General features: G+C 46.9%; 20 protein-coding genes. 15 read left to right on the plus strand and 5 right to left on the minus strand.

What is annotated here, in order from left to right; all coding sequences use genetic code 11:
• Nucleotides 1–34 precede the first annotated feature (34 nt).
• Nucleotides 35–616 carry a TetR/AcrR family transcriptional regulator gene (locus tag MKY24_RS11445; protein WP_226887689.1) on the plus strand — a complete coding sequence of 194 codons (582 nt, stop codon included), beginning with the start codon at nt 35–37 and terminating at the stop codon, nt 614–616.
• Between the two features lie 60 nt (nt 617–676).
• The gene (locus MKY24_RS11450) at nt 677–2,545 is read left to right on the plus strand and encodes an alpha/beta fold hydrolase (RefSeq protein WP_264453841.1); all 1,869 of its coding nucleotides are present in this window, start codon (nt 677–679) and stop codon (nt 2,543–2,545) included.
• Between the two features lie 49 nt (nt 2,546–2,594).
• On the opposite strand, the gene MKY24_RS11455 is transcribed toward MKY24_RS11450, so the two are convergent.
• The 4 genes from MKY24_RS11455 to MKY24_RS11470 all read right to left on the minus strand — a co-directional run bounded on the left by MKY24_RS11455 (nt 2,595) and on the right by MKY24_RS11470 (nt 6,742).
• Nucleotides 2,595–3,464 (minus strand): aminoglycoside 6-adenylyltransferase, encoded by an 870-nt coding sequence (locus MKY24_RS11455; RefSeq protein WP_339201989.1) that lies wholly within the window; start codon nt 3,462–3,464, stop codon nt 2,595–2,597.
• A gap of 898 nt (nt 3,465–4,362) precedes the next feature.
• Nucleotides 4,363–5,196 carry a class I SAM-dependent methyltransferase gene (locus MKY24_RS11460; protein WP_339201990.1) on the minus strand — a complete coding sequence of 278 codons (834 nt, stop codon included), beginning with the start codon at nt 5,194–5,196 and terminating at the stop codon, nt 4,363–4,365.
• 156 nt (nt 5,197–5,352) lie between these two features.
• A complete protein-coding gene (hslO, locus tag MKY24_RS11465) occupies nt 5,353–6,234 on the minus strand; it encodes an Hsp33 family molecular chaperone HslO (protein ID WP_339201991.1) in 882 nt (293 codons plus the stop codon).
• 31 nt (nt 6,235–6,265) lie between these two features.
• Nucleotides 6,266–6,742: an Rrf2 family transcriptional regulator gene (locus MKY24_RS11470; RefSeq protein ID WP_081327414.1), complete on the minus strand. Its 477-nt coding sequence runs from the start codon at nt 6,740–6,742 to the stop codon at nt 6,266–6,268.
• A gap of 245 nt (nt 6,743–6,987) precedes the next feature.
• Between MKY24_RS11470 and MKY24_RS11475 the strand changes: the two genes are divergently transcribed.
• The 8 genes from MKY24_RS11475 to MKY24_RS11510 all read left to right on the plus strand — a co-directional run bounded on the left by MKY24_RS11475 (nt 6,988) and on the right by MKY24_RS11510 (nt 17,420).
• Entirely contained in the window at nt 6,988–8,001 is a 1,014-nt protein-coding gene (locus MKY24_RS11475) for an LLM class flavin-dependent oxidoreductase (RefSeq protein WP_023988418.1), read from the plus strand.
• A 263-nt stretch (nt 8,002–8,264) separates the two neighbouring features.
• Entirely contained in the window at nt 8,265–10,334 is a 2,070-nt protein-coding gene (locus MKY24_RS11480) for a bifunctional aldolase/short-chain dehydrogenase (protein ID WP_339201992.1), read from the plus strand.
• 352 nt (nt 10,335–10,686) lie between these two features.
• Nucleotides 10,687–11,907, plus strand: coding sequence for an L-rhamnose isomerase (rhaI, locus tag MKY24_RS11485; RefSeq protein WP_025724216.1), 1,221 nt, complete (start codon nt 10,687–10,689; stop codon nt 11,905–11,907).
• Entirely contained in the window at nt 11,904–13,379 is a 1,476-nt protein-coding gene (rhaB, locus tag MKY24_RS11490) for a rhamnulokinase (protein WP_339201994.1), read from the plus strand. Before rhaI ends, rhaB begins: the two co-directional genes overlap by 4 nt.
• A gap of 20 nt (nt 13,380–13,399) precedes the next feature.
• Entirely contained in the window at nt 13,400–14,158 is a 759-nt protein-coding gene (locus tag MKY24_RS11495) for a DeoR/GlpR family DNA-binding transcription regulator (protein ID WP_023988422.1), read from the plus strand.
• A gap of 268 nt (nt 14,159–14,426) precedes the next feature.
• The gene (locus MKY24_RS11500; protein ID WP_023988423.1) at nt 14,427–15,155 is read left to right on the plus strand and encodes a (Fe-S)-binding protein; all 729 of its coding nucleotides are present in this window, start codon (nt 14,427–14,429) and stop codon (nt 15,153–15,155) included.
• Nucleotides 15,152–16,672 (plus strand): LutB/LldF family L-lactate oxidation iron-sulfur protein, encoded by a 1,521-nt coding sequence (locus MKY24_RS11505; protein WP_339201996.1) that lies wholly within the window; start codon nt 15,152–15,154, stop codon nt 16,670–16,672. The genes MKY24_RS11500 and MKY24_RS11505 overlap by 4 nt, the downstream gene beginning before the upstream one ends.
• A complete protein-coding gene (locus tag MKY24_RS11510; protein ID WP_075154143.1) occupies nt 16,665–17,420 on the plus strand; it encodes an LUD domain-containing protein in 756 nt (251 codons plus the stop codon). Before MKY24_RS11505 ends, MKY24_RS11510 begins: the two co-directional genes overlap by 8 nt.
• A 12-nt stretch (nt 17,421–17,432) precedes the next feature.
• On the opposite strand, the gene MKY24_RS11515 is transcribed toward MKY24_RS11510, so the two are convergent.
• The gene (locus tag MKY24_RS11515) at nt 17,433–18,410 is read right to left on the minus strand and encodes a LacI family DNA-binding transcriptional regulator (protein ID WP_339201999.1); all 978 of its coding nucleotides are present in this window, start codon (nt 18,408–18,410) and stop codon (nt 17,433–17,435) included.
• A gap of 154 nt (nt 18,411–18,564) precedes the next feature.
• Between MKY24_RS11515 and MKY24_RS11520 the strand changes: the two genes are divergently transcribed.
• The 5 genes from MKY24_RS11520 to MKY24_RS11540 all read left to right on the plus strand — a co-directional run bounded on the left by MKY24_RS11520 (nt 18,565) and on the right by MKY24_RS11540 (nt 25,464).
• On the plus strand, nt 18,565–20,028 hold the full coding sequence (locus tag MKY24_RS11520; RefSeq protein WP_068940817.1) for a glycoside hydrolase family 1 protein: 1,464 nt from the start codon (nt 18,565–18,567) through the stop codon (nt 20,026–20,028).
• Between the two features lie 17 nt (nt 20,029–20,045).
• On the plus strand, nt 20,046–20,900 hold the full coding sequence (locus tag MKY24_RS11525) for a DMT family transporter (RefSeq protein ID WP_068940819.1): 855 nt from the start codon (nt 20,046–20,048) through the stop codon (nt 20,898–20,900).
• A 258-nt stretch (nt 20,901–21,158) separates the two neighbouring features.
• Complete coding sequence (locus MKY24_RS11530) at nt 21,159–22,001, plus strand: PRD domain-containing protein (protein WP_023988429.1); 843 nt, start codon at nt 21,159–21,161, stop codon at nt 21,999–22,001.
• Between the two features lie 117 nt (nt 22,002–22,118).
• Nucleotides 22,119–24,008, plus strand: a complete 1,890-nt coding sequence (locus MKY24_RS11535; protein ID WP_068940821.1) for a beta-glucoside-specific PTS transporter subunit IIABC — start codon at nt 22,119–22,121, stop codon at nt 24,006–24,008.
• A 19-nt stretch (nt 24,009–24,027) separates the two neighbouring features.
• Nucleotides 24,028–25,464, plus strand: coding sequence for a glycoside hydrolase family 1 protein (locus tag MKY24_RS11540; RefSeq protein WP_339202004.1), 1,437 nt, complete (start codon nt 24,028–24,030; stop codon nt 25,462–25,464).
• Nucleotides 25,465–25,504: the final 40 nt, after the last annotated feature.

Below are 25,504 nucleotides of genomic sequence, written 5' to 3' on the forward strand. Positions count from 1 at the left end.
GACAAGTCTTTTTTAGTACCGTATAGTGCTAAATATGATGAAAAAAAATAAAATCACGAATCGGGATGTTGTTCTGCGCATCGCCACCTCATTGTTTCTTACCCAAGGATATCATGCAACAAGTATGGATGAAATTGTGGCTGTGAGCAATGTGTCCAAAACCAACATTTACTATTATTTTAAAAGTAAAGAAGAGCTACTTTCAGCCATTCTGGATCAACTGATTCAAACGTATAATGAGATGATTTATGAAGTTGTTTCGCGTAAGGATCAGTCTGTTCAGGAACGTTTTGAAATCCTTCTTCAATTGCTGACAGAGCAAGAGACAGATTGTTTGGGAGGCTGTCCCTTTATTACTCTTTATACGCAAATGCCTCAAGATAGCGCCTTGTTTCGGAATAAAATAAGCCAGTTCTTCCAAAGCCAAATCACTACCGTAGAAATATTGCTGAACGAGGGAAGGGAAAGATTAGAGATTCAGGCTGAACTTCCTGCGAGGTCGACGGCCCAATTCATCGTCTCGGCCATTGAAGGTGCGCTCTTTCTGCAGCATGCAAGCCAGGACCCGAGCATACTCGAAAATTTAAAATTTACTTTAGCACTTCTGCTAAAGTGATTTTTTTAATCTTTATTAGTACTACGAAGTACTAAAAATTAAAAAAGGCAGGTTTCGTATATGGCACATATCTTTATCACGGGCGGCACAGGGTTTATCGGCATGCATACGTTACGACAACTTTCAAAGGCGGAACACACTATTACCGTCCTGGTTCGTTCGCAGCAGAAGTGGGAACAAATATGCAGGCAAATGGATTTGGAGACAGCATGGCATATCGGGAAATTAACACCGGTTATTGGCAATTTGAGTATACCTGCTCTAGGATTAAATCCTGTTGACAGGCAACTCGTGGAGACAGCAGATGTGATAATTCACGCAGGAGGCCCGATGGATATTCTGCTGGGAGAGGAGGATGCGAGAGCAGCTTTTCTACAAGCGGCAGAAGAAATGATAACGTTGGCTACACATATTCATGCGAGCAAAGGGTTACGACATTTTATTCATTTGGTTGGTTACAAAAGCCCTTTTAATGATCATAACTGGATTACTCCCGAGCCCGTCATCGCTCATTTGGAACAGGCGCCTCCATATGAACGGATGAAATTTTTGGCTGATTTGCGTATTCGTCAAGGAGCACACAAGGAAGGATTTCCGCTTTCGGTTGTCCATTTGAGCGTTGTCATGGGTGACTCAGAGTCTGGGGATACGCCCCAAACTGGTGGGCTAGGCATTCTCGTAGGTTCTACAGCGCGCAAGCTTATGGGACTTGTCCCCGGCGGAAAATCTCATTGGCTTCCCTTGGTCCATGTAGATCATGCAGCCGAATTGATCAGTGTTCTTACGAAGGAATCACATCCTGCTAGTGAAACATACTACTTGATGGATGACAGGCAGCAGAGTCCAACGATGATAGAGCTGGGAACGAATATGGCGAAGGAGCTTCGTGTCTGTAAACCGCTCGGTTCGATCTCGCCAGCTTGGCTAACCAGTATATTGGGTACTCCTCTGGGCCAAAAGTTAGGTATTCCGAAGGAATCACTCGATTTTATCGTGGATGTGGACTACCCACTGGATGCAGCACGAGAGATTCAACGTAAATACGGGTTGTCACAGGCAACGAACAAAAGCATGTTCCCATTTGTCATTACTGATCTTGATTTCAGGATTGCTCATTCCACCATAGATACAGATGGATATGTCCGCAACAGACGTGGGCCATTAGCTACCCTGGAGCGAAGGGTGAAGAATGGAAATCCAACGATCGTATTAGTTCACGGTACTTTCAGCGGGGCAGATTGTTTGATACCGCTGGCAAATCAATTTCCGGAATCCTCTGTTTGCTTGGTGGATCTTCCCGGTTTTGGCCGTTCCCCATACCATCATAAGGAGGATGTACTAGAAGGCCACATTGAATCGTTAGTGCAGGCTATTCAGGCTTTGGAAACGCCAATCTGCCTTGTAGGTCATTCGTTCGGCGGACTACTAGCTGCTAAGGCATGGGAACGCGTACCTGAGCGTATCAGTAGCTTACACCTATTGCAGCCTGTATTGCATACTGCTCCGCGCAGATATCGGAGCGCACGAATTACGGAGAGTATGCTAGGCAGACTCAGCGAGTCAGGCTTACGCAAGCAATTGCTTGCGCAGACTTGTTTTGAAAGTATCGACGATATCCCGTCAGCATACATCACATATGTTCTTGAAGAAATGCGTTCCCCACGCGTAAGAAAGACGACTGCGCAAGCCCTAGCCATGCTAACCAAGTCCGATAGCTTCCGGTCGGTCCCTGAGATACCCGAAAGAATGGATAAAGAGGAGGTTTCGATTCTATGGGGTGTGAAGGATCAGATCTATAAGTTGCCCGAGCCATTTCATGCCCTGCATACGCTGAATATTCCGGCAGCCCATCATTTTCCGATCTCGCAACCGGAACGAACAGCGCAATATCTAAAGCAGCACATACGACAGAATAACGTTAGTGTATAAAAATAAAACCAGCCTAGCACATATAAATCAAGTGCCGACTGGTTTTTTATCAATAAATGTCCTTAGCATCTGCTGGGAGAGCTTTTACGTGATGGAGATAGTTCGTAACACGTTGATCGTCCAGAGTCGGATATTCGTAACCATAATGGTTCGCTACTTCCAAGGCAACTTCTCTAAATAAATTTCCCATGATAAAAAGAGACTGCCACATATGTTCATAATCTGCATCCGCAAACGTTTGGATGTAGGCTGTCCATTGTTCAGGCTCAAGGTGGTTCTCGAAATATTTTCCCTGCTTACCCGGATCTGCCGCGAAGTCTGTTCGTATACCAATATGCCATTCCAACATCAAGTGGAGCGCATCTCTAACAGGCCGATCCAGCATAAATTTAGCATAGGGCAGCTCTTGTCGCCATAATCCTTTAGCCACATAAGTACTGACCCACCAGAACTCGTTGCAGGAATCCGCATAGGCTTGGGCGGTTGGGGGTATCGTCTTATAATCTTGAAGACTTGGCGGTGGGAAAGGCTGCACAAGCCCGTCTTTATCCAGCAGCAGTACACTTAAGCTGTCTCGGGTCCAATTGGCGATGTTTTCTGTAGGATAGAGAGTAAGATCTATGCGATTGCCGTCCGTAAATAACATGAGAAAAGCAAAGCGATCACGGGGCATCGGAGCAGGTTCCATATGCTCATCGGGCGTCTGCATAATGATCAATTCACCAAAATGGTTGATCCAGCGACGTTCCTGAATAAAGCTGTCCATGGAGGATACGAGAAAGACGATATCATAATCCTGAAAAATGTCCCGTGGAGCATGTGGATTGGCGCGTGAACCATTCAGAATCACGGCACGTACCCGTTCGTCCTCTTGAGCAAGATGGAGAATGGTATGAAGCATTTCATGTTCACTTCTCATAATAGTTGTCTCCACAAGCGGTATCTAAAGGAGAAAAACGTGGACAAGGGAGCAATAGAAATAATGGCCACTAGCTCAAGGATCATCAAGGAAAACAACCTCCTGTAAGTTCTTTTATCTGGGAAAAGTCTCCTATCCTTACAATAGCCTATACACAGAAGCCATTCAATTGTGCTGCCGAGGCCTTCTTCATTACCAGAAGTACACTTGACCGAATTGTATGTTTTATCCATAATGAAGCGAGGCATCAAGTACAGACCATCTTAGAGCCTAATCCTCTAATACGTTTAAAGGAGTGATGATGTTTGAATACGAACAAACAAATCAAAAAGCTTATGAGAGGTTTATGTATTTAAATGAATAAGAAAGAATCTCTCATAGGCTTATGGGAGGCAAATCGGACAGATGTGTGCTCATCACATGATTCAAGGAATAGAACTCGCGGAATCTTATTTTTATAAGGCATTCGGTCTTTTTATTACAATGAAGCATCACATATCGATTCAAGGTGTCATTAGCGGCACTATACCGGGTAAAATTTTTTTATCTAATAATGGGGATACCGCTGTATTGAGCAACCCCCAAGGCATTTTTCTGGGAGGAAGTCCGGACAATAAAGCCTTTTTAAAAGAAATCAACATGTTGCTTCAAGAAATCCTATTACCTCAACTGGCATCCAAAGGAGAATTAGACTACGTGCTATATTACCCGGCAGATGAGAAGTGGGAAGCTGCTCTTGAAACCGTGATGAAGGATTTACGGCCTATGAAGAGTGGACGAATGACGTTTACTCAGCATTTGGACGGTATAGCTAATCCTCTTGGAGAGGATATCGTAGCAATAGATCGTGAACTATTAAAGCAGCGGCATCTGACCGTAATTGTAGAGGTGCTGAGTTTTAAGACTTGGTACCTACCGCAAGCATATGCGGGCTCATACCGATTACGGATTCCTGCTCTTCAACCTGCCGTGATATATCCAGCAAGCGGCTGCGATGGAAAGGAAGCACCCACTTTTCCTCAAATCCGGGTGCAATCCAGACGGGTCCTTCCACACCCAGTATACGAGGCTTCGGTAATCCAGCCGCCTGCCAGTCTGCGCGCAAGGCATCCGGTGTATGGAAGTAGGAGCGTGTGAGAAAAGAGGGATAAGCAGCAGGGCGCACATGCTGACCAACTGTTAGCTCCTGTCTGACCATATCCATGAACGCATCTTCCTCCACAATGGTATTGCACTCACCGTACACCGATAGCCCCCACAGTAGCGAGCCAAACCTGGAAATAGCTGAAGTAATCAGCGTTCCACCTTTTTTTAAGACACGCGCCGCTTCTTGCAGTGCTTTTACTCGTTCCTTCTGTTCCGTTAAATGATATAAAGGTCCCATCAATAGCACGATGTCCGCGCTTTCATCTTTACGATCAAGATTTCTGGCATCCGCGGTTTCCAGCTTGCTGATGATGGGTTTATTCAGTTGCTGCTGACGAGCGAATTCAATGGCTTGGGAAGATAGATCAAATAGATGAACTTCGTATCCCAGCTCCGCCAGCCACGAAGAGTAGACCCCTACACCGCCGCCGATATCGTAAATAACATGAGTAGACTCCCTGAGATAACGTGAAATGATTTCTTTTGATCTTTCCAGTTCTATTTTTCCTATGCCTCGCTCTAACCTGCCTATTTCTGCACCGCCATCATAATAAGCCAGAATTTCATGCGTATCTTTTTCAAGCATAGCGCACCTCATCTCAAGTGATTGGAATAATATAACATTATCACTTACATCATGAACAAGTCTACCGTGTTTAGGATTAAGAAACCATCGGAAGCATTGGGAAAGAAAAAAGCTGTTCCCCAGTAGCTAAACCTACTTTTTGGGAACAGCCCATATTTAAATGATGTTTGTTTCCAGCATGCCTTCGAGATCTTCTTTGGTAAGATGGTAGTGTGCGTTACAAAAGTGGCAATGAGCTTCAGCCTCTCCATCGGTATGGATCATATCTTCTATTTCCTTATTCCCTAAGCTGATAATGGCATTGGTAACGCGCTCTTGTGAGCAGGGACAATGAAATTGTACAGGCATGATTTCCAGTATGTTCATGTTGCTTTCTCCTAAAATCTGACCTAGAATCTGCTCTGGTGTAAGACCTTCCATGACCATTGCGGAGATGCTTGGAATGCTCTCAATTCGTCTCTCGATAAAACTGATAACCTCTTCTGGTGTATCTGGCATCAGCTGAATAATAAAACCTCCAGCCGCCTGTATAGAGTTATCCGGGTTAACAATAACTCCCGCTCCCACAGAAGAAGGAATTTGTTCGGATTGGACGAGATAAGATGTGAAGTCCTCGCCCAGTTCACCCGATATGAGAGGGACCTGTCCAACAAACGGGTGTTTTAAGCCGATATCTTTGGATACAATTAGCGCTCCATCTGTTCCTACAGCTCTGGCGACATCCAATTTCCCTATCTGATTAAGCTCAAAATGGGTTTGTGGATTTTTTACATAACCTCTAACTTCACCTTTGGAGTTGGTATCGACAAGAATGGTGCCGATAGGTCCGCCACCGTTGATTCTGATCGTCAGTTTATCCTCATCCTTAAGCATGGCTCCCAGCATGACGCCGACCGTCATAGAACGTCCCAATGCAGCCGATGCTGTGGGCCAGGTATAATGACGCCGTTGGGCTTCACTTACCGTTTCCGTTGTTCTCACGGCATAAGCCCGTACCTGATTGTTGTAGGCAAGAGCTTTTACTAAATAATCGTTCATGTTCATATTCCTTTCTGTTAATTAGAGTTCTTTACAAGACCATTTTTTCCTGAATCCAGTTCTCTAAAGAAGTAATTTTGTCATCATATCCTTCTTTAAAAAAGTCAGCGGATAGTGACGCGATGGTTTCTCTTTTCAGAACTGCCTTCCAGGAGGCTTCCGCTTCTTCCATCAAATTTGCCAGTAAACAACACTCATCGTCTTTCTTTAATTCAAGCATTTCGTTGTATATACCACTGGAAGAATAAAGGGTTTGTTGTCCCTCAATCGCTAGATAAATGTCAAATACCCGTATATCCTCAGGTTTTTTCTTTAATTTGAACCCGCCCTTGACACCAGGTACAGAAGTAATCAAATCGGAGCTAACCAATTTTCGTAACAGTTTATGAAAATAAGTAGGTGAAGCACCTAACTGCTGGCTGATGGCCTCCCCAGGTAAAACGGCTTTGTCCGGCAGCATCGTGAGTAGAAGAAGAGCGTAGACAGATTGTTCGACACCTGTTTTCATATGCACTAGCAATCACCTCAATATTTATAACCAGGCTAATGTGGATAAACATTATCCACATATATTGCATAATAGATGAGCTTATTATAAAAGTAAACTGTTTTTTGATAAAAACTAAAAATTTAAATCATTTGCAATTCATAACGGAACACATTATCATAATTGACGTATCAATTGATGGGTCAAAGAATTAAGACGTTGAGGGAAATATGTAAAATAATATTTTGACAGGGGGTTTATATATAATGACTACGCGTAACGTTGCACTATCTATATTAGATCTTGCACCTGTCATTGAAGGCGGCACTCCTGCCGATTCCTTCCGCGACACGGTGGATCTTGCCCAGCATGCTGAACAATGGGGGTACCATCGGTACTGGCTAACGGAGCATCATAACATGCAGGCGGTCGCCAGTGCGGCTACGTCCGTGATCATCGGGCATGTAGCTGCACATACAGACAAGATTCGGGTCGGTTCAGGCGGTATTATGCTGGCTAACCATGCTCCACTCATGATTGCAGAGCAGTTTGGAACCCTAGAGTCGCTCTATCCGGGACGAATTGATCTAGGACTTGGCCGGGCTCCAGGCACGGATCAACCCGCGATGAGGGCACTGCGGCGAGGGCTTCACAGTACTGGGGAAGATTTCCCCGAGCAATTGAATGAGCTGCGTTCTTACCTGAATCCAGCGCTAAACGGAGCCGTTCCGGGAGTAAGAGCGATTCCTGGAGAGGGGCTGGACATTCCCATCTGGTTACTGGGATCAAGCGGATTCAGCGCACAGCTGGCAGGTCAGCTTGGGTTGCCGTTCGCGTTCGCCAGCCACTTTGCCCCGGCTCATTTGTTACAGGCTTTAGAGTTGTATCATCGCAATTTTCGGCCATCCAAAGCACTGGATAAGCCATATGTGATGGTCGGTGTTAATGTGCTTGTTGCAGATTCTGATGAGGAAGCAAAATGGCTCTTTACTTCACAAGAACAGCAGTTTCTAAATGTGCTGCGCGGGCACAGCGGAGGACTGAAGCCACCAGTGGATGACATGGAAAAGCTTTGGAGTGAGCACGAGAAGGAGATGGTTCGTGGTAATATGCTGGGGTATTCAGCCATCGGCAGTCCTGACACCGTCAAGCAAAAGATGGATTTGATAATCGACCAGACGAGAGCCAATGAGCTGATTACAACCTCTCAGGTATATGACCATCAAGCGCGCCTGCGCTCGTACGAGCTGCTAGCCAAAGTGATGCGTATAGTTGGGTAATTAGATGAGTTAAACAAATGAGGCTGTGCCAGAAAGGTTCTTATAACCGATTCTGACATGGCCTTTATTTTCTGCGTGGAAATGATCGTTTTACAATGAATATATCCGTTTTATAGATGGGTAAAAATTAAAATTTATTTTTGATTATTTTTGTATTACTTATTTTCAAATTAAAACAAAAGTGTTATAGTCTCCATAAACAAAGAATAACCACTGTAATAAAGCCTTTCAAAACTAAAACTAAACTTGGAGGTCTTTTTCCTATGGTACAAAGTCTGTGGATTTCTTCACAAGCATCTGAGCAGAAAAGCACGCTGGAACAGCTCGTATACCGTTCTAACCTGATTGGCACAGATAGGAGTGTGTGCAACTGGGGAGGCGGCAACACTTCGGCCAAAACGATGATACAAGATTTTCGTGGGCGTGAAGTAGAAGTGATGTACGTTAAGGGCAGCGGTTCCGATCTCGCAACAATGAAAGCGCATAACTTCACAGGGCTTCGTATGGAGGATATTCGTCCTTTATTTGAAAGGGAAGATATGTCTGACGAGGATATGGTCGCATATTTGGCGAACTGTATGATAGATGCCAAGCATCCACGGGCTTCAATTGAGACGCTATTGCATGCTTTTCTGCCTTTTAGACATGTGGATCATACACACCCGGACGCGATTATTAGCTTGTGCTGTGCGCACAACGGCAAGGAAATTGCTAAGGAAATTTTCGGTGACCGTTTTGTATGGGTGCCTTATATCCGTCCTGGCTTTAAGCTGTCGAAAATGATTGCCCAAGGTGTACTCGATCATCCACAAGCTGAATTGGTATTGATGGAAAAGCATGGTCTGGTTACGTGGGGAGAGACATCCGAAGCGGCTTATGCGAAAACAATCGAAATCATTCAAGAAGCAGAAAGCTATATTAAAGCTCGTCAAGAGGAAAAGCAGGCATTTGGAGGCACAAAATATAAAGCGCTTACTTATAAAGAACGCCGTATCATTGCATCCCAGGTCATGCCATCCGTCCGTGGTGCAGTCAGTGATGAGAAAAAGATGATCCTCACCTTTGATGACGCGGAGGATGTGTTGGAGTTTGTGAACGGCCGGGATTCTGCTGCTTTATCCCAGGTCGGGGCTGCGTGCCCGGATCATCTGGTCCATACCAAGATGAAGCCACTCTATGTAGATTGGACACCGGATGTGGAGGATGTAGAGGGCTTGAAAGTTAAGCTTGCCGAGGGTATAGCAGCCTATAAGGAGCAGTATCAAGCTTATTTCGAGCGCAATCGGCATGAGGGAGATGTTATGTTTGAGGCTGCGCCACGTGTAATTTTGATTCCGGGTATTGGTATGATCAACACAGGAAAAAGCTGGAGCAACGCGCAGGTAAGCGGCGCCTTGTATCATCGGGCTATTGCTGTCATGCGAGGAGCAACGGCGTTAGGAGAGTTTGTTTCACTCAGCGAGAACGAGTCATATAACGTGGAATATTGGCCGCTGGAGCTTTATAAGCTGTCACTCGCGCCAGCAGAAGCTGAATTTTCCCGTAAAATTGCGTTCATTACAGGCGGTGCAGGCGGAATTGGCAGTGCAACCGCACGTCGTTTGGTGGATGAAGGCGCACATGTCGTACTGGCAGATCTGAATCTAGAAGGCGCGCAAAAGGTAGCCGCAGAGATAAATAGCAGCTACGGAGAAAATCGTGCCATCGCCGTAAAAATGGATGTGACGCTGGAGGAGCAAATTCAGGCTGCCTATGCAGAAACGGCATTGACCTATGGCGGTGTAGATATCATCGTCAACAATGCAGGGCTTGCTACATCCAGTCCGTTCGATGAAACATCGTTAAAGGAATGGAATTTAAATGTGAATGTGCTGGGAACGGGTTATTTTCTGGTTGCACGAGAAGCGTTCAAGCTCATGAAGGAGCAGACACTTGGCGGCAGCATGGTGTTCGTCGGTTCCAAAAACTCGGTCTACGCAGGAAAAAATGTAACAGCCTACAGCTCGGTCAAGGCGCTGGAAGCGCATTTAGCCCGTTGTATTGCCGCAGAAGGCGGTGAATATGGTATCCGTGTGAACACCATTTTGCCGGATGCCATTCTGCAAGGCTCGGCAATCTGGAACTCCAATTGGCGCAACGAGCGCGCTGCCGCCTACGGGATTGAGCCCGACCAGCTGGAGGAACATTACCGCAAACGGACGACGTTGCTGGTCAACATTTACCCGCAGGATATCGCCGAGGGCATTGCCTTTTTCGCCTCGTCCAAGGCAGAGAAAACGACAGGTTGTATGCTGACCATCGACGGTGGCGTTCCCGCAGCATTTACACGCTAGCCGAATTAAAATGAACCTATGTAAGCGATAGACTCATTTCAACGGCTCAACACTTAGGATTATAATGAACTAATTTAATGTACTAATTTATTTCACTAATCCAAGCCACATGACGATAGTTTCGAAGGGCTTATACACACTAACACTTTAAAAATAGAAGTGACTTTATGGGTGGTCAGCAGCAGAGCGGGCGGAATTGTTCTGAAGAAACGATGTGTTCGCCTTTGCAACGGGATTTTAACCTTATCATGTGTTATAAAATGAGAAATCCCGTTGCAACAGCGATCGGAAGAATAATCCGCACGCGAAGCGGCCTCCCGTAACTCACTTCATTTTCCAAGGAGGAACCACGATGAGTGACAAAGCGTACGCCTTATTCGAGGAGCAACAGCAACAACGGGGCATTGACCTGGAGCAAGTAAAGGCAAAGCTGAAAGCGCTTAGCATAGAAACACCATCCTGGGGATATGGCGACTCAGGTACACGGTTTAAAGTCTTTCAGAAAACAGGCGTGCCGCGTGATCCGTTCGAAAAGTTGGAGGATGCTGCGCAGGTTCATGCCGTGACAGGCCTATGTCCATCCGTTGCGATCCACATTCCGTGGGATACAGTAGACAATTACGGCAAGCTTCGCAGTCATGCCGAAAGCTTGGGACTACAGATTGGGGCCGTGAATCCCAACCTGTTTCAAGACGAGGACTACATGCTCGGCAGTGTCACCAATGTAGACCCGGCCATCCGCCGCAAGGCCATAAACCATTTGCTGGAATGCGTGGATATTGCGAAGGAAACGGGCTCTAACGATTTTAGCTTATGGTTCGCAGACGGAACGAATTATCCCGGCCAGGGGGACATTCGCAAACGGAAAAATTGGATGCTGGAAGCGCTCAGTGAAATGTATAAGGCGCTTACTCCTGACATGCGCATGTTGATTGAATACAAGGCGTTCGAGCCAGCCTTTTATCATACGGATATTGCCGATTGGGGTATGGCGTACAATTTCGCAACCAAGCTGGGGCCGCAGGCACAGGTGCTGGTGGATACAGGGCATCATCTGCCGGGAGCCAACGTGGAGCATATTGTCGCGTTTCTAATTGATGAGAAGCGATTAGGTGGTTTTCATTTTAATAGCTACAAATATGCGGATGATGATCTGATCGTGGGCTCCGCGAATCCGTATGAACTGTTCTTGATTTTTTATCAGATTTTGAATGCGGCTCAGGATGTGGATGCGGATATTCGCCATACCGTCGATAAAATTGCTTATTTGATCGACCAATCGCACAATATTGAACCCAAAATTCCGGCGATGATTCGCTCGGTGCTGAATGTGCAGACTCAATATGCGAAGGCACTTCTGATCAATCATGCAGAGGTGGAGGAAGCGGCGAGTCGCCAGGATGTGCTGGGTGCGGAGGATGCCGTGCGCCAAGCGTTTGAGTTCGATGTGGCACCATTGCTCAGAGCGATCCGTGAAGAGCAAGGGTTACCGGCAGACCCGATGAAAGCCTATTTAGCGTCTGAGTATGGCACGCAGATTTTGCAAAGAGGCAAGGGTGGTGCAAGCTGGTGAGCATCCTCGCTTATGATTTGGGGGCAAGCAGCGGCAGGGTTCTACTCGGAGAATTGACAGATTCACGTATAGTGGTGGAGGAAATTCATCGCTTTTCGAATGATCCGGTCAAGGTTGGGGAGCGTCTGCACTGGGATCTGTTGCGTCTGTATCACGAGGTTCAGCAAGGATTGCTCAAAGCCAAGCATATGGGAGTGAATCCGTCCAGTCTTGCGATTGACTCCTGGGCGGTCGATTTTGGATTAATTGGGGAAACCGGAGAATTGCTGGGGAACCCTTATCATTATCGGGATTGGCACACCCACGGGGTGATGGAAGAAATACAGAGACGGCTGGGAAAAGACTCCATTTTTCAGCGTACAGGCATTCAGTTTTTGACGTTTAACACGATTTATCAGCTGGCTGCTATGCGAAATGCGAGTTCACCGTTGCTGGAGCAGGCAAAGCATTTCTTGATGATTCCAGATCTGCTGCGGTATTTTCTGACAGGTGAAATGTACAATGAGTTTTCGAATGCGACTAGCACGCAATTATATAATCCGTTGCAGCAAAAATGGGATGATGAGCTTTTGTCTGGAATCAATATTCCCCGTTCCTGGTTTGGTGAGGTACTGGAGCCAGGAAATGTTGCAGGAACTATCCGCTCGTCGGTCATGACCGATCTGGGTATTGGGGCGATTCCTGTAATTGCAGTAGCAGAGCACGATACGGGATCTGCTGTGGCTGCCGTGCCTGCGCTGGAGCACTCGTTTGCGTACTTGAGCTGCGGAACATGGTCCCTGATGGGAACGGAAACGGCACAGCCTGTAATCAATGACGATACGCTTCGTTTTAATTTTACGAACGAAGGTGGGGTCGGTCGAACTTACAGGCTGCTTAAAAACATTATGGGCTTGTGGATTTTACAGGAGGCGCGCAGAGAATGGGAGCGGCAGGGATACTCCTATTCCTTCCCCGAACTGGTTCATATGGCAGAACAGGCTCCAGCATTCACTTCTTTGATTGACCCGGACGATGAACTGTTTCTGCACGCCGGGGATATGAAAACACGTATTCGCCAATATTGCCGCAACACCGGGCAGCCATTGCCCGAGACGCCGGGAGAAATCACGCGCTGTGTTTTGGAGAGTCTGGCGTTAAAGTACCGTTACATTTTGGAGCTTACGGAGCAGGTGTCAGGACAACGGTTTAATGGTTTGCATATGGTCGGAGGAGGGATTCAAAATCGCTTGCTGTGCCAATGGACAGCTAATTCGGTTCAAAAACCAGTGTGGGCGGGACCTGCAGAAGCGAGCGCAATCGGCAATCTTGCGGTACAATGGATGACACAGGGAAAGTTCGCCGATATATGGGAAGCACGCCGGGTCATCGCGGATTCTATTTCCGTGGAGGAATATGAACCTGCCGAGTCAGAAGCGTGGGAGGATGCCTACGGGCAATTCCGGCGGGTGGCGGGACTTTTTGTACATTAAAGATGTGGAGTGAGATTGCCATGCTGGTCGCAGAAAGATATGAGATGATTGTGCAGCTCGTTAATGAAAAAGGAAGCATACGGGTGTCCGAATTGAGTGAGTTGTGCAAAGTAACGGAGGAAACGATCCGCCGTGATCTGGACCGCCTGGAGCAGGCGGGACGACTGCGCCGTTCGCATGGGGGAGCGGTCAGTGTCAAAAACGAGCAGCCTGAAACGCCCTATGCGGTACGGGAAATTATGAACGCAGAGGAAAAGCGTAGGATTGCCGAGGAAGCGGTCAAGCAGATTCAGCCGAATGATCGTATTTTGCTGGATGCCAGCACAACCGCCTGGTATATGGCGTCAAGTTTACCGGATATTCCTTTGACAATATTAACAAATTCAATTCGGGTAGCTACAGAGCTGGCGGGTAAGGAAAAAATCGAGGTTATTTCGACAGGGGGGCAGTTGCTTCAACGCTCGCTGTCATTTGTAGGCCCGCTCGCAGAGCGTTCACTAGAAACCTATTATGTGGATAAATTGTTTTTCTCCAGCCAGGGGGTTCATCTGGATCGCGGTATTAGTGAATCGAATGAACTGCAAGCACGTTTGAAGCAGAAAATGGTCAGCATTGCAGACCGTGTGATTTTACTGGCGGATGCGAGCAAATTTGGGCAACAGGCGTTTACGCACGTCGTGAACCTGTCGCAGGTATCCGAGATTATTACGGATTCGCGGTTGTCGGACCCGATTCGCAGTCAACTTGCGGAGCTGGCTATTCCAGTTACGGTTGTGTGAAGCGGGGAGTTTCCAAGGTGAAGGCTGCTTTGCGTTTCATTTGGTCTTACGATCGCTATTGCAGTGGGATTCTTTGATGATGTAAAAAAGTTATAAGTGAGAATCCCACTGCAAGCTTCTAAAGTATCACTTCCCCCGGATTTTTAGCATTGAGTAAAGAATCTGGGGGCAACAGCGATGGGAAGCACCATCTGACTGCGCAGCGGCACTATAGGTAACCTTTCAGTTATAAAGTAATAGCTATTCCATGGACGGAAGGGTGTTCCGTATGAAGGTATCTTTATTTATTACCTGCCTGAGTGATGCGATTTATCCCAAGGTAGGGGAAGCGATGGCACGCTTGCTTGTCAGATATGGTGTTCAGCTGGATTTTCCAAAGGTACAGACATGCTGCGGACAGCCATCCTATAATAGCGGCTATTGGGATGAAACGAGGGTTGCGGCTAAAACGATTTTGAAAGCGTTTAACGACAGCGATTTTGTCGTATCTCCTTCCGGATCGTGCACATATATGATTCATCATTACCCGGAGTTGTTTAAGGATGAACCCGAATGGCTCGATTCGGCACGGAGGCTGGAGCAAAAGACGTATGAGTTTACGCAATTTATGGTGCAGGTGCTTGGCGTGACCGATGTGGGCGCGTCTTTTCCGCATACGGTAACCTACCATCCGTCTTGCCATGGCACACGTTTGCTCGGCGTGAAGGAGGAACCGATGAAGCTGCTTGGCAGTGTAAAGGGGCTGCAATTAGTACCACTTCCCTTTGCTGAGGACTGCTGTGGCTTTGGCGGGACTTTCGCGGTGAAAATGCCGGATATTTCGGGAGCGATGGTGACTGAAAAAGTGGACCACATCAGGGAGACCGAAGCCGAGGTACTGGTCGGACTAGATATGGCCTGCTTGATGAACATTGCTGGAAATCTTCGGTATCGGGAGGAGCCAGTTCGGGTGATGCATCTGGCTGAGCTGCTGTACGAAGGGGTGAAGCACGCATGACCGCCGTACACTCACATTCCATGAACCAAAAGGTCAAAAAACGCGCAGAGCTGGCCCTAAATGATGATTTTCTGCGGAATGCAGTTCGTTTCACTACGGAGCGGCTGCGCAACGGCAAGCGGGTGGCTTCAGAACAGCACGGAAATTGGGAGGAATGGCGTGAACGGGGCCGTCAAATTCGTCTGCATACCATTGCCCATCTGGACTATTATTTAAATCTATTTGTAGAAAATGCCCGTGCCAACGGGGTGCATATTCATTTTGCCGATACAGCAGCCGATGCCGTACGTATTACACTGGATATTGCTGCGCATAGCCAAGCCCGCTCCGTCGTCAAATCCAAGTCGATGGTGTCGGAGGAGTTGCATTTGAATCAGGCGCTGGAGGGTGCGGGTATCGAGACGATTGAAAGTGACCTCGGTGAATATATTATTCAACTGGCAGGAGAGCCCCCGTCTCATATCGTCATTCCGGCGATTCACAAAAACCGTTATCAGATTGCCGAGCTGTTATCCAAAGAAGCAGGGGAGAAATTGTCCGCGGATACGACGATTTTGGCGGGCTTTGTCCGCAAAAAGCTGCGTGAGAAGTTTCTAGAAGCGGATATTGGCATGACCGGGTGTAATTTTGCCATCGCCGAGACAGGCTCCATGGTCCTGTTTGAAAATGAAGGCAACGCACGAATGGTATCCACTTTGCCCAAAACGCAAATTACACTGATGGGCATGGAACGGATTATTCCATCCTGGACGGATTTGGAGGTGATGGCTACATTACTGCCACGATCCGCTACTGGACAGAAGCTGACCATGTACATGTCTGGTATTTCAGGCCCTCGGCGCAGCCAAGATGCCGATGGGCCTGACGAAATGCACATCATCATCGTAGATAACGGACGTTCACTACAGCTAGGCAATCCCGAGTTTCAAGAGTTGCTGAATTGCATTCGCTGTGGGGCTTGCCTGAATGCCTGTCCGGTGTACCGACACATTGGCGGGCATGCGTATGGCGGGACATATAGTGGCCCTATCGGTGCAGTGCTTACGCCTGCCCTTCATGGCAACATCGAAGAGTGGAACGATATTGCGAGTGCGTCCAGTCTGTGTGGTGCGTGTTATGAAGCCTGTCCGGTCAAAATACCGCTGCATGATATGCTGGTATATTTGCGTAGACGTAAGGTAGAGGCGGGACAAGGAGATAAGCTGGAAACAGTAGGAATGAAAGGTTTTGCGACTGTGGTTTCCAGCTCGAAGCGATTCGCAGTGGCGATTCGGCTAGGGCAGATTGCCCAGAAAGCGGTCGTTCGTAAGGGCAAAATTACCCTAAAGCTGGGCCCCCTAAAGGGATGGAATACGTACCGTGTGGCTCCCTCTTTGGCGAAAAAATCCTTCCGTCAGCAATGGAACACGCTGGAGCATAAGCTGGAGCAGGAACGCAACGTGATGCAGCCGGATGTTCTGAGCCGAATGGAGAAGATTTTGGCAGATAGAAGTAAAGGAGGGATGCAGCATGAGTGAACAGAGTAATCCTTCTGCGCAAGCAAAAGCGGCCCATGAAACGTGGCTTCATCAAATGGAAGCAGAATCCCGTGCCAAGCAGGTACGCTTTATGGACGGCATCGCGAAGCGGCTCAAGCGTCCACGACAAACGGAGCCGCCAGTTCAGCCGTTTCGCGGGGCACCTGCATTTTGGCACGAATTCGAATGGAGCACGGAGCAGCGCATCGAGGAGTTCACCGCCAACTTTACAAGTGTTGGCGGGCATGTCGTGCGTCTGCCGGATTTGGAGCAGACCGCAGACTGGATCGCGCACAAAGCGCGAGAGCTGGGAGCGGCCTATATCGTCCGGCAGAATGAGCCGGACCTGGATGCGCTCCAGCTGGAATCGGTGCTGCCGGAAGTCCGTTTAACGGTGTGGAACACCGATCCAGTCGAGGATTGGAAGGCCCGCGCCGCTGAGGCGGATATTGGCATCGTCATCGCCGACGAAGCGGCTGCTTACACCGGTTCGGTAGCGGTGTTATCCTCGCCGGAGAAAGGCCGTGCAGTCAGCCTTTTGCCAACTGCACTGATCATTCTTCTGCCAGTAGAGCGCTTGCGAACACGACTGGGCGAAATTCTAAACCGCTTTGACAAAGCCGGGCGTGAGCAATTGCCCGCAGGCATTCATTTTATTACTGGACCGAGCCGCTCGTCGGATATTGAAAATGATCTGACGATCGGTGTACACGGGCCGGGTATCGTCTATACACTGTTGATTGGTTAGTTTGTAGATGGATTAGCAGGTAGACTGGCGGACCTTCAATTCAAAAGCAAGGGAGGCTGGCTCCAAAGGCTGTCCGTTCAATTGCTGATATAATGTACGGAACATTTCCTGTCCGATTCGCTGCAATGGGTTCGTAATATTGGTCAGTCCCATGGCGTCGGCTACCTGACTTTCGTCAGCTTCAAAGCCGACCACTGCTAAATCTCCTGGAACCTTCCACCCTTTACTACGAGCAGCTGAGATAATACCGCATGCCACCAAATCATTGGTTGTCATGATGGCATGGGGACGTTCCTTTAAAGACTCCAGCTTGGCGAACGCTCGCATTCCGTCCTGCACCGTATGGATACCACTGAGCAACCATTCCTCATTCACTGGCAGCTTCCTTGCCGCGAGCAGGTCATAATAGGCCTGGAGTCTTCTTTGGCTGTTTACGCTGTTTTTTCTGCCTACGGTGCAGGCGATTTTTCTAAATCCCAGCTCGGCCAAATGCTCTAATCCAATCCGAAATCCTTCATAATGATCGAGATAATTGGATGAAATCTCTTTATTTTTTAATGGCTCGCAGGTCACAATCGGCCCATACTTGGTGTAATGCCTCACAGCAGACCAATCCAGCATACGCCGTAAAATGACGATCCCGTCCACTTTTTTCTGCCTCAAAAGCTCTAACGCCGCGCTTTCCAAATCCTGATTTTCCTCCGTCTGGTAGATCAAAACCTGATAATCTTGCTCTTTACCCGCATTGGATACTCCCTTGATGATTTGCATGTAATAATTATTAATCGTTGGGGTCATGATCCCAATAACCTTGGTACGGCCTACTTTCAACTGCACCGCATTAATATTCGGAATATAATCCAGTTCCCGAATGACTTCCATCACCCTGGTCCGCGTTGCTTCACTGACATATGGATGATGATTAAGCACACGAGACACGGTACTTGTCGATACCCCCGCAATTTCAGCAATTCTTTTTATATTATGCATGACATTCAACTCCAAAAATTTAGTTCTTGACCTGGAATGCATCCCAGATTGTAGCATGAAAGCATAAAGCGTATGCAGCAATCCGGGATGCATTTGAAGGACATGGGTTCCGCATACTTCTTCACAAATTATAACCTACTTGGAGGAATGCAACATGGAACAGGCAAAAGGTTTTCCCAAGAACTTTCTATGGGGCGGGGCAGCCGCTGCCATGCAGATTGAAGGGGCTTACAACGTAGATGGAAGAGGGCTCTCGATTTCTGATGTATTTACCTTTGATCCAGCACTCGACAAAAAGCATTGGCTGGATCAGTGGCATATGATGACCCATGCGCAGGTCAAGGAAGCTTTGGACCCAAACAGCACCAAAAATTATCCAAAACGTCGGGGAAATGATTTCTATCACCGTTATGAAGAAGATATTAATCTGCTGGCCGAGATGGGTTTTAGATGCTTTCGCACTTCCATTTCCTGGACACGTATTTTCCCGAATGGCGACGAGACAGAACCCAATGAGAAAGGGCTGCAATTCTATGACAAGGTTTTTGATGCCCTGCTGGCCAAAGGAATTGAACCTGTCATCTCGCTGACCCATTACGATATGCCTTTGTATCTTGTCACCGAATATGGTGGCTGGAAAAACCGGAAACTGATTGAATTTTTCGTCCGTTTTGCCGAGACTGTATTTACCCGTTACAAGGATAAAGTAAAGTACTGGATTACGTTTAACGAAATGAACTGTGTCAAACATCATCCGTTTGTCAGCGCGGGGATCATTGAAGAGAATCACCCGAATCTGGAGCAGGACAAGTATCAATCTGCCCATCATCAGTTTATAGCCAGCGCGCTGGCAGTCAAAGCCTGTCATGAGATTATACCGAACTCCCAGATTGGGTGTATGATCAGCTATCTGTTGCTTTATCCGAATACTTGCAATCCGGATGATGTGCTTGAATGCCAAAAGGAAGAACGAGTGTCCTTCTTTTTCAGTGATGTACAAGCTAGAGGGTATTATCCGTCCTATACCGCACGTATGTTCAAAGAAAAGGGTGTTGTTCTGCATAAAGAACCTGGCGACGATGAAATCTTGCGAGATAACCTCGTGGACTTCGTGTCCCTGAGCTACTATATGTCCAACAATGCCAGTGCCACTGCCGATCAGCATGCCAAAGCAAGCGGAAATCTGATTGGTGGCGTGAAGAATCCTTACCTCGAGCAGTCCGAGTGGGGATGGCAGATTGATCCTAAAGGATTACGTTATGCGCTCAATAACCTGTATGACCGCTATCAAAAGCCACTGTTCATCTCAGAAAACGGCGTGGGTGCGACAGATCAAATGAATCCTGACGGCACCATTAACGATGATTACCGTATCGACTATCTGAAAAAACATATCGAGCAAATGAGGGAAGCCATTGAGGATGGAGTGGACCTGTTCGGCTACACCGCCTGGGGTCCCATCGACATGATCAGTGCTTCGACCTCACAGGCATCCAAGAGATACGGCTTCGTCTACGTTGACCAGGATGATCTGGGCAACGGAACACTGAACCGCTACAAGAAAAAAAGCTTTGACTGGTATAAAAAAGTGATTGAATCGGGCGGAGAAGTGCTCTAAACGGAGGCGTATGATGCATGAAAGGCTTGAGCCTGCTCTTATGCCTGATCTGGGGCTTTAATTTTGTCATCATGAAATTGGGCAATGGAGCCTTTGAACCTGTTCAATTTGCGGCTCTTCGGTTTCTCACAGGGACGCTACTTCTGTTCGGAATTCTGATGTGGAAACGGGTTCCGAACCCTGACAGGCACACGATAAAATGGTATATACTCTGCGGGATTCTCCAGACTACCTATTTTAATATTGCGATTCAGATATCCCTGAACTACATTAATGCGGGCTTAACCTCCGTGCTTACGTACAGCATGCCGCTGTTTTTATCCATTATGGCTCATTTTATGATTCCAGGTGAGCGGCTGAACACACGCAAAACGATTGGAATTGCTACAGGGGTCTTGGGGCTATTATTTGCTATGGACATTCATTTGGGCGGCAATTTGTGGGCCATGCTGCTTGGGGTGAGTTCAGCGATTGCTTGGGCACTTTCGAACCTGATTATCAAGCTCAAGCTCCAGCATTGCGATAAAACCCAGTTTACGACCTGGCAGATGGCGTTCGGTGCGCTCGGATTGTTATTGTACTCCCTGTTGTTTGAGCGATGGGAGCCGAACTTTAGCGCTGCGTCGATCTTTTATATCTCATTTTCCGGCATTGTGGCGTCTGCTCTTGCATTCCTGCTGTGGACTCATATTCTCACTAGAATGGAAGCAAGTAAAGCTTCTGTTACGCTGTTGCTGGTTCCTATCATCGGTGTTGTGTCCGGCTGGATCTTTCTTCACGAGGCGCTCAAAGCGGCTACCTTGCTTGGCATTTTCTTAGTACTGGCGGGCATCTGGATTGTGAATCGTTCAGGGACTCCGAAGCCGCAGTAAGCGGATGGAAGGCTTTTTTTAATAAAGGGTTGACAGAAAAAAAGAAACTCTATTATAATGAAGCCAAGAAAACGATTACAAAAATGAATCTCATAATTTTCAGGGTGTTACTATTTTAGGCATAACCTGAATGGAGTTCCGGTAAATGGGCGATAACGTCTATGAAGCGGTATTCTGTTCAGGTTTTTTAGTGTATGCACATTTTTTAACAGAGTCTTTTAAAAAATGGCCTTCCAGTAAATAAAAGCAGGTGGTCGCATGATTTTGAAGAAAGCGCTTAACAACAATGTCGTTTTAGCAGAGGAAGAGGACGCCCAAGAGGTCATTGCGACAGGAAATGGAATCGCATTCAACCTGAAACCGGGGGATACCATCGATGAGCGAAAAATCACGAAGCTGTTTGTAGTCAAAACTCAGGATTTATCCGCGAAGCTGGCGGATTTGCTGAAAGATGTGAAGATGGAATGTATTGAAATCGCGGATGAAATCGTGGAGTATGCCAGACCGAGATTGGCTGGAGACATTAGTGACTATATTTACCTAGCCCTGATCGACCACATTTCATTCGCCATCCAACGGCATGAACGGGGAACACCGATTGAAAACCGATTTCTTTGGGAGATCAAGCGGTTTTATCGCGAAGAATTCGCGATCGGAAAACACGCGCTGGAGATGATTCGTAACAGGATCAACATCACGTTCGATGAGAATGAAGCTGGGTTTATTGCCCTGCATTTCGTCAACGCCCGCCTGGATAACCAGAAGCTTGATCTGACGCTAAAAACGTCAAAAGTCATCAAGGATATTATGGATATTGTAAAATACCACTTCAATGTCGAGATTGATGAAGATTCATGGAATTACAACCGTTTTGTAACCCATCTTAAATTTTTTGCCCAGCGGCTTTTTGCCCACGAATCGGCAGACCCGCAGTACATGAATTTGTTCGAAGACCTGAAAATCAAATTTCCAGAAGAGCACAGATGTGTACAAAAAATAGGGGTGTATGTGAATAAGCAGTTTGAGCAGAAATTAACCAATGATGAAATGATGTATCTTATGATTCACATTTCCAGATTGGTCAACAGAACTGAAAACTAACAGGGTGTTACCATTCGTGGGCATTACCTGAGTGATTTCGATACTAAATTGCATTTTGGTATCGGGGATTACTCAGGTTTTTTTTATATCAACCAGAGAACATTGGAGGCAGGCATTATGAGCAAACATGATGAATTAGCGAAATTCATTGTAACTAATGTAGGCGGAGAAGAAAATATACGTGATCTGTACCATTGTATGACCCGTCTGAGATTTACACTTAAGGATAAGCAAAAAGCCAATAAACAGGCTTTGGAAAATTCCGACAGTGTCATTTCCGTGATAGAAAGCGGAGGGCAGTACCAGGTGGTGATCGGCAATCATGTTAACGAGGTTTATGATACGATTGCGAAGAACTATAACCTTCAGGTAAAAAGCGGCAACGAAAAGAAAGAGGATAATGCAAAGGAAGGTAATTTCATCAGTCGTGCTTTTACCGTCATGAGCTCTATCTTCCAGCCGATTGTACCTGCTTTGGCTGGTGCAGGGATGCTGAAAGCTATCCTGGTTATTCTTACACAGTTAGAGTGGTTGGACAGTGCCTCCAGTACCTATGCTATCCTTGCTGCCGCAGGCAACGGCGTATTTTTCTTCCTGCCACTGATGTTGGCGTTTTCAGCTTCGAGAACATTCAAGACCCAGCCTATCGTATCTGCTGCCATTATGGCCGCTCTGCTGGAGCCTAACTTCACCAAGCTGATGGAAAACACGGGGGATATTGCTTCCTTTATCCACATTCCCGTTGTCCTGATGAGTTATACGACATCCATTATTCCAGCAATTTTAGCCATTTGGCTGTATTCATATCTGGAACGGTTTCTGAAGCGGGTGGTTCCGAAAAGCATTGAATTGTTTATGGTCCCGCTTGTTTCCTTATTAATTATGGTTCCGCTTACCGCCATTGTGATCGGTCCACTGGGAGTGTACACCGGTAAAGGTATTGCGGATGGTATTGAATTTTTGAGTACGCAAAGCGGTCTCTTGACTGGAGCCATTCTGGGAGGCGGCTGGACCTTCCTAGTGATGTTTGGTTTACACTGGGGGATTGCACCTGCGATGATCAACAATCTTTCCCTCAAAGGGTTTGATACGATTCGACCTATGATGGCTTCTGCGACCTTCGCCCAATCCGGTGTCGCTCTTGGGGTCTTTCTGAAAGCCAAGGACAAAAAGCTGAAAGCTTACGCACTGTCATCTATTTTCCCTTCACTGTTCGCTGGTATTACAGAACCTATCGTTTACGGATTGTCCGTGAAGCTGAAAAGACCAATGATTGCCGCCGTCATCGGGGGAATGATCGGAGGGGCCATTGCCGGACATTTCCAAACGACCGTGCTTGCTTATGTGTTCCCGGCAATAACAACGATTCCGGCATTCTTTACGAATACAATTGCTTTTTATTTGATTAGTATCATCATTTCATTTGTGGTTACTACCGTATTGACTTATATTCTGGGCTTTAATGAAGGAAACGGGGCAACGGATGCGGAGACAGGAAAGACGGAAGCAGAAAAATCCGAGCCTGCCTTACAAACTGAACCTGGACATACCGAAGTCACCGAGAATGTCTATGCGCCTATCCATGGCCAAATTGTTCCGCTTCATGAGGTTCCTGATCCTGCGTTCTCTACAGAAGCGATGGGTCAAGGAATAGCCATTCTACCGAGTGAAGGAAAGGTATATTCACCGGTTTCCGGGGTTGTCTCGCTCGTATTTCGAACCGGCCATGCGATAGCCATCACCTCAGATAACCATCTGGATCTGTTAATTCATGTGGGACTAGATACGGTTAAGCTGAAAGGCAACTATTTCACGAAGCATGTAGAACAAGGGCAACGGATTGAACGAGGCGATTTGCTGCTTGAATTTGATATTCCGAAAATCCAGGCAGCCGGTTATGACCTGACCACTCCGATTATTGTTACCAACAGCACTGCTTACCAAAAGGTTACCCAGACACAGCAAAAATCCGTTGATTTGCAAAGTGTTTTACTCACCGTACATTAAATAAAGGAGGAAATGAGTCATGACAGCACATATAGCCAAAAGTTTTCCTGATAATTTTCTATGGGGTGGTGCTATAGCAGCGAATCAGGCTGAAGGGGCATGGAACGAGGATGGTAAAGGGCCAGCAATCAGCGATGCATTTCGGGGAGGAATAGTAGGCGGGACGTTTGATGATACGATTGATGAAAACAAGTACTACGCCAGCCATGAAGCGATTGATTTTTACCATCGTTATAAAGAAGATATCGCCCTGTTCGCCGAAATGGGCATGAAATGCTTTCGGACTTCCATTGCATGGTCCCGAATCTTTCCGAATGGGGATGATGCCGAGCCAAATGAAAAAGGGCTGCAATTTTACGATGATCTGTTTGATGAGCTACTGAAGTATAGAATTGAGCCGGTCATCACCATTTCTCACTTTGAGCTGCCTCTGAATCTGATTCGTAAATACGAAGGCTGGAAAAGCCGCGAGCTGATTGGATTCTACGTAAAGTATGCGGAAGTTGTCTTCAAACGTTATAAAAACAAAGTGAAATATTGGATGAACTTCAACGAAATCAACCATTTTCATACCATTCCTTTGGCGGCAGGAGGCATTGTTGTTCAAGACGATGAGCACAAACTGCCGACCATTTATCAGGCTAGTCACCATGTTTTCGTTGCCAGCGCATTGGCTACTAAATTGTGTCATGAAATTATCCCGGGCGCGATGATGGGCGCTATGTTATCCCTGAGCCCGATCTATCCGAATACCTGCAATCCGGACGATGTGTTTGAAGCCTATGAGCTGAGAAGAAGATCCTTATTTTATTCGGATGTGATCCTTAGGGGCTATTATCCAAGCTATGCCAAACGGATCTGGAAAGAGCATAACATCATGGTTCAAATGGAGCCCGGAGATGAACAATTACTACGGGAGCATACAGCGGATTATTTAGGATTTAGCTATTATCGAAGTACGACACATAAAGCAGGTATGCCCATCTTGGGCAACACAGGGGGAATTATGGGACTCGACAATCCCTATTTGGAAAAAACGCCATGGGGATGGCCAATTGACCCGAAGGGCTTCCGCTATGTGTGTAATGAGATGTACGACCGATATCAGAAGCCTCTGTTTGTTGTAGAGAACGGCTACGGCAGTCATGATGAAATTTTGGAAGACGGTTCAATTCATGATCCCGAGCGGGTAGACTATCTGAACAAGCATCTGATCCAGCTGCATGAAGCTATTGAGGATGGCTGCGAAGTGCTTGGCTATACCTGGTGGGGTCCAATCGACATTGTCAGTGCGGGAACGGGAGAAATGAAAAAAAGGTACGGCTTTATCTATGTAGACAAAAACAACGATGGTACGGGTACGCTGGAAAGAAGAAAAAAGAACAGCTTCTACTGGTACCAAAAGATTATTGAATCCAATGGGGAAGTATTGTTTGAACAAAATAAAGGAATATAATCCTGTATTCCATAAAAGTCAGAAACGAACCAGCCAGAGA

The organism is Paenibacillus sp. FSL P2-0322 (genome assembly GCF_037975315.1).
Taxonomy (GTDB): domain Bacteria; phylum Bacillota; class Bacilli; order Paenibacillales; family Paenibacillaceae; genus Paenibacillus; species Paenibacillus polymyxa_B.

Excerpts from the sequence above, each read along its gene's own strand:
- MKY24_RS11520 (WP_068940817.1), top strand. The coding sequence starts at position 18,565 with ATGGAACAGGCAAAAGGTTTTCCCAAGAACTTTCTATGGGGCGGGGCA.
- MKY24_RS11480 (WP_339201992.1), top strand. The coding sequence starts at position 8,265 with ATGGTACAAAGTCTGTGGATTTCTTCACAAGCATCTGAGCAGAAAAGC.
- MKY24_RS11525 (WP_068940819.1), top strand. The coding sequence starts at position 20,046 with ATGAAAGGCTTGAGCCTGCTCTTATGCCTGATCTGGGGCTTTAATTTT.
- MKY24_RS11510 (WP_075154143.1), top strand. The coding sequence starts at position 16,665 with ATGAGTGAACAGAGTAATCCTTCTGCGCAAGCAAAAGCGGCCCATGAA.
- MKY24_RS11540 (WP_339202004.1), top strand. The coding sequence starts at position 24,028 with ATGACAGCACATATAGCCAAAAGTTTTCCTGATAATTTTCTATGGGGT.
- hslO (WP_339201991.1), bottom strand. The coding sequence starts at position 6,234 with ATGAACGATTATTTAGTAAAAGCTCTTGCCTACAACAATCAGGTACGG.
- MKY24_RS11495 (WP_023988422.1), top strand. The coding sequence starts at position 13,400 with ATGCTGGTCGCAGAAAGATATGAGATGATTGTGCAGCTCGTTAATGAA.
- MKY24_RS11470 (WP_081327414.1), bottom strand. The coding sequence starts at position 6,742 with ATGAAAACAGGTGTCGAACAATCTGTCTACGCTCTTCTTCTACTCACG.
- MKY24_RS11445 (WP_226887689.1), top strand. The coding sequence starts at position 35 with ATGATGAAAAAAAATAAAATCACGAATCGGGATGTTGTTCTGCGCATC.
- MKY24_RS11455 (WP_339201989.1), bottom strand. The coding sequence starts at position 3,464 with ATGAGAAGTGAACATGAAATGCTTCATACCATTCTCCATCTTGCTCAA.
- MKY24_RS11450 (WP_264453841.1), top strand. The coding sequence starts at position 677 with ATGGCACATATCTTTATCACGGGCGGCACAGGGTTTATCGGCATGCAT.
- MKY24_RS11530 (WP_023988429.1), top strand. The coding sequence starts at position 21,159 with ATGATTTTGAAGAAAGCGCTTAACAACAATGTCGTTTTAGCAGAGGAA.
- rhaI (WP_025724216.1), top strand. The coding sequence starts at position 10,687 with ATGAGTGACAAAGCGTACGCCTTATTCGAGGAGCAACAGCAACAACGG.
- MKY24_RS11505 (WP_339201996.1), top strand. The coding sequence starts at position 15,152 with ATGACCGCCGTACACTCACATTCCATGAACCAAAAGGTCAAAAAACGC.
- MKY24_RS11500 (WP_023988423.1), top strand. The coding sequence starts at position 14,427 with ATGAAGGTATCTTTATTTATTACCTGCCTGAGTGATGCGATTTATCCC.
- MKY24_RS11515 (WP_339201999.1), bottom strand. The coding sequence starts at position 18,410 with ATGCATAATATAAAAAGAATTGCTGAAATTGCGGGGGTATCGACAAGT.
- MKY24_RS11535 (WP_068940821.1), top strand. The coding sequence starts at position 22,119 with ATGAGCAAACATGATGAATTAGCGAAATTCATTGTAACTAATGTAGGC.
- MKY24_RS11460 (WP_339201990.1), bottom strand. The coding sequence starts at position 5,196 with ATGCTTGAAAAAGATACGCATGAAATTCTGGCTTATTATGATGGCGGT.
- MKY24_RS11475 (WP_023988418.1), top strand. The coding sequence starts at position 6,988 with ATGACTACGCGTAACGTTGCACTATCTATATTAGATCTTGCACCTGTC.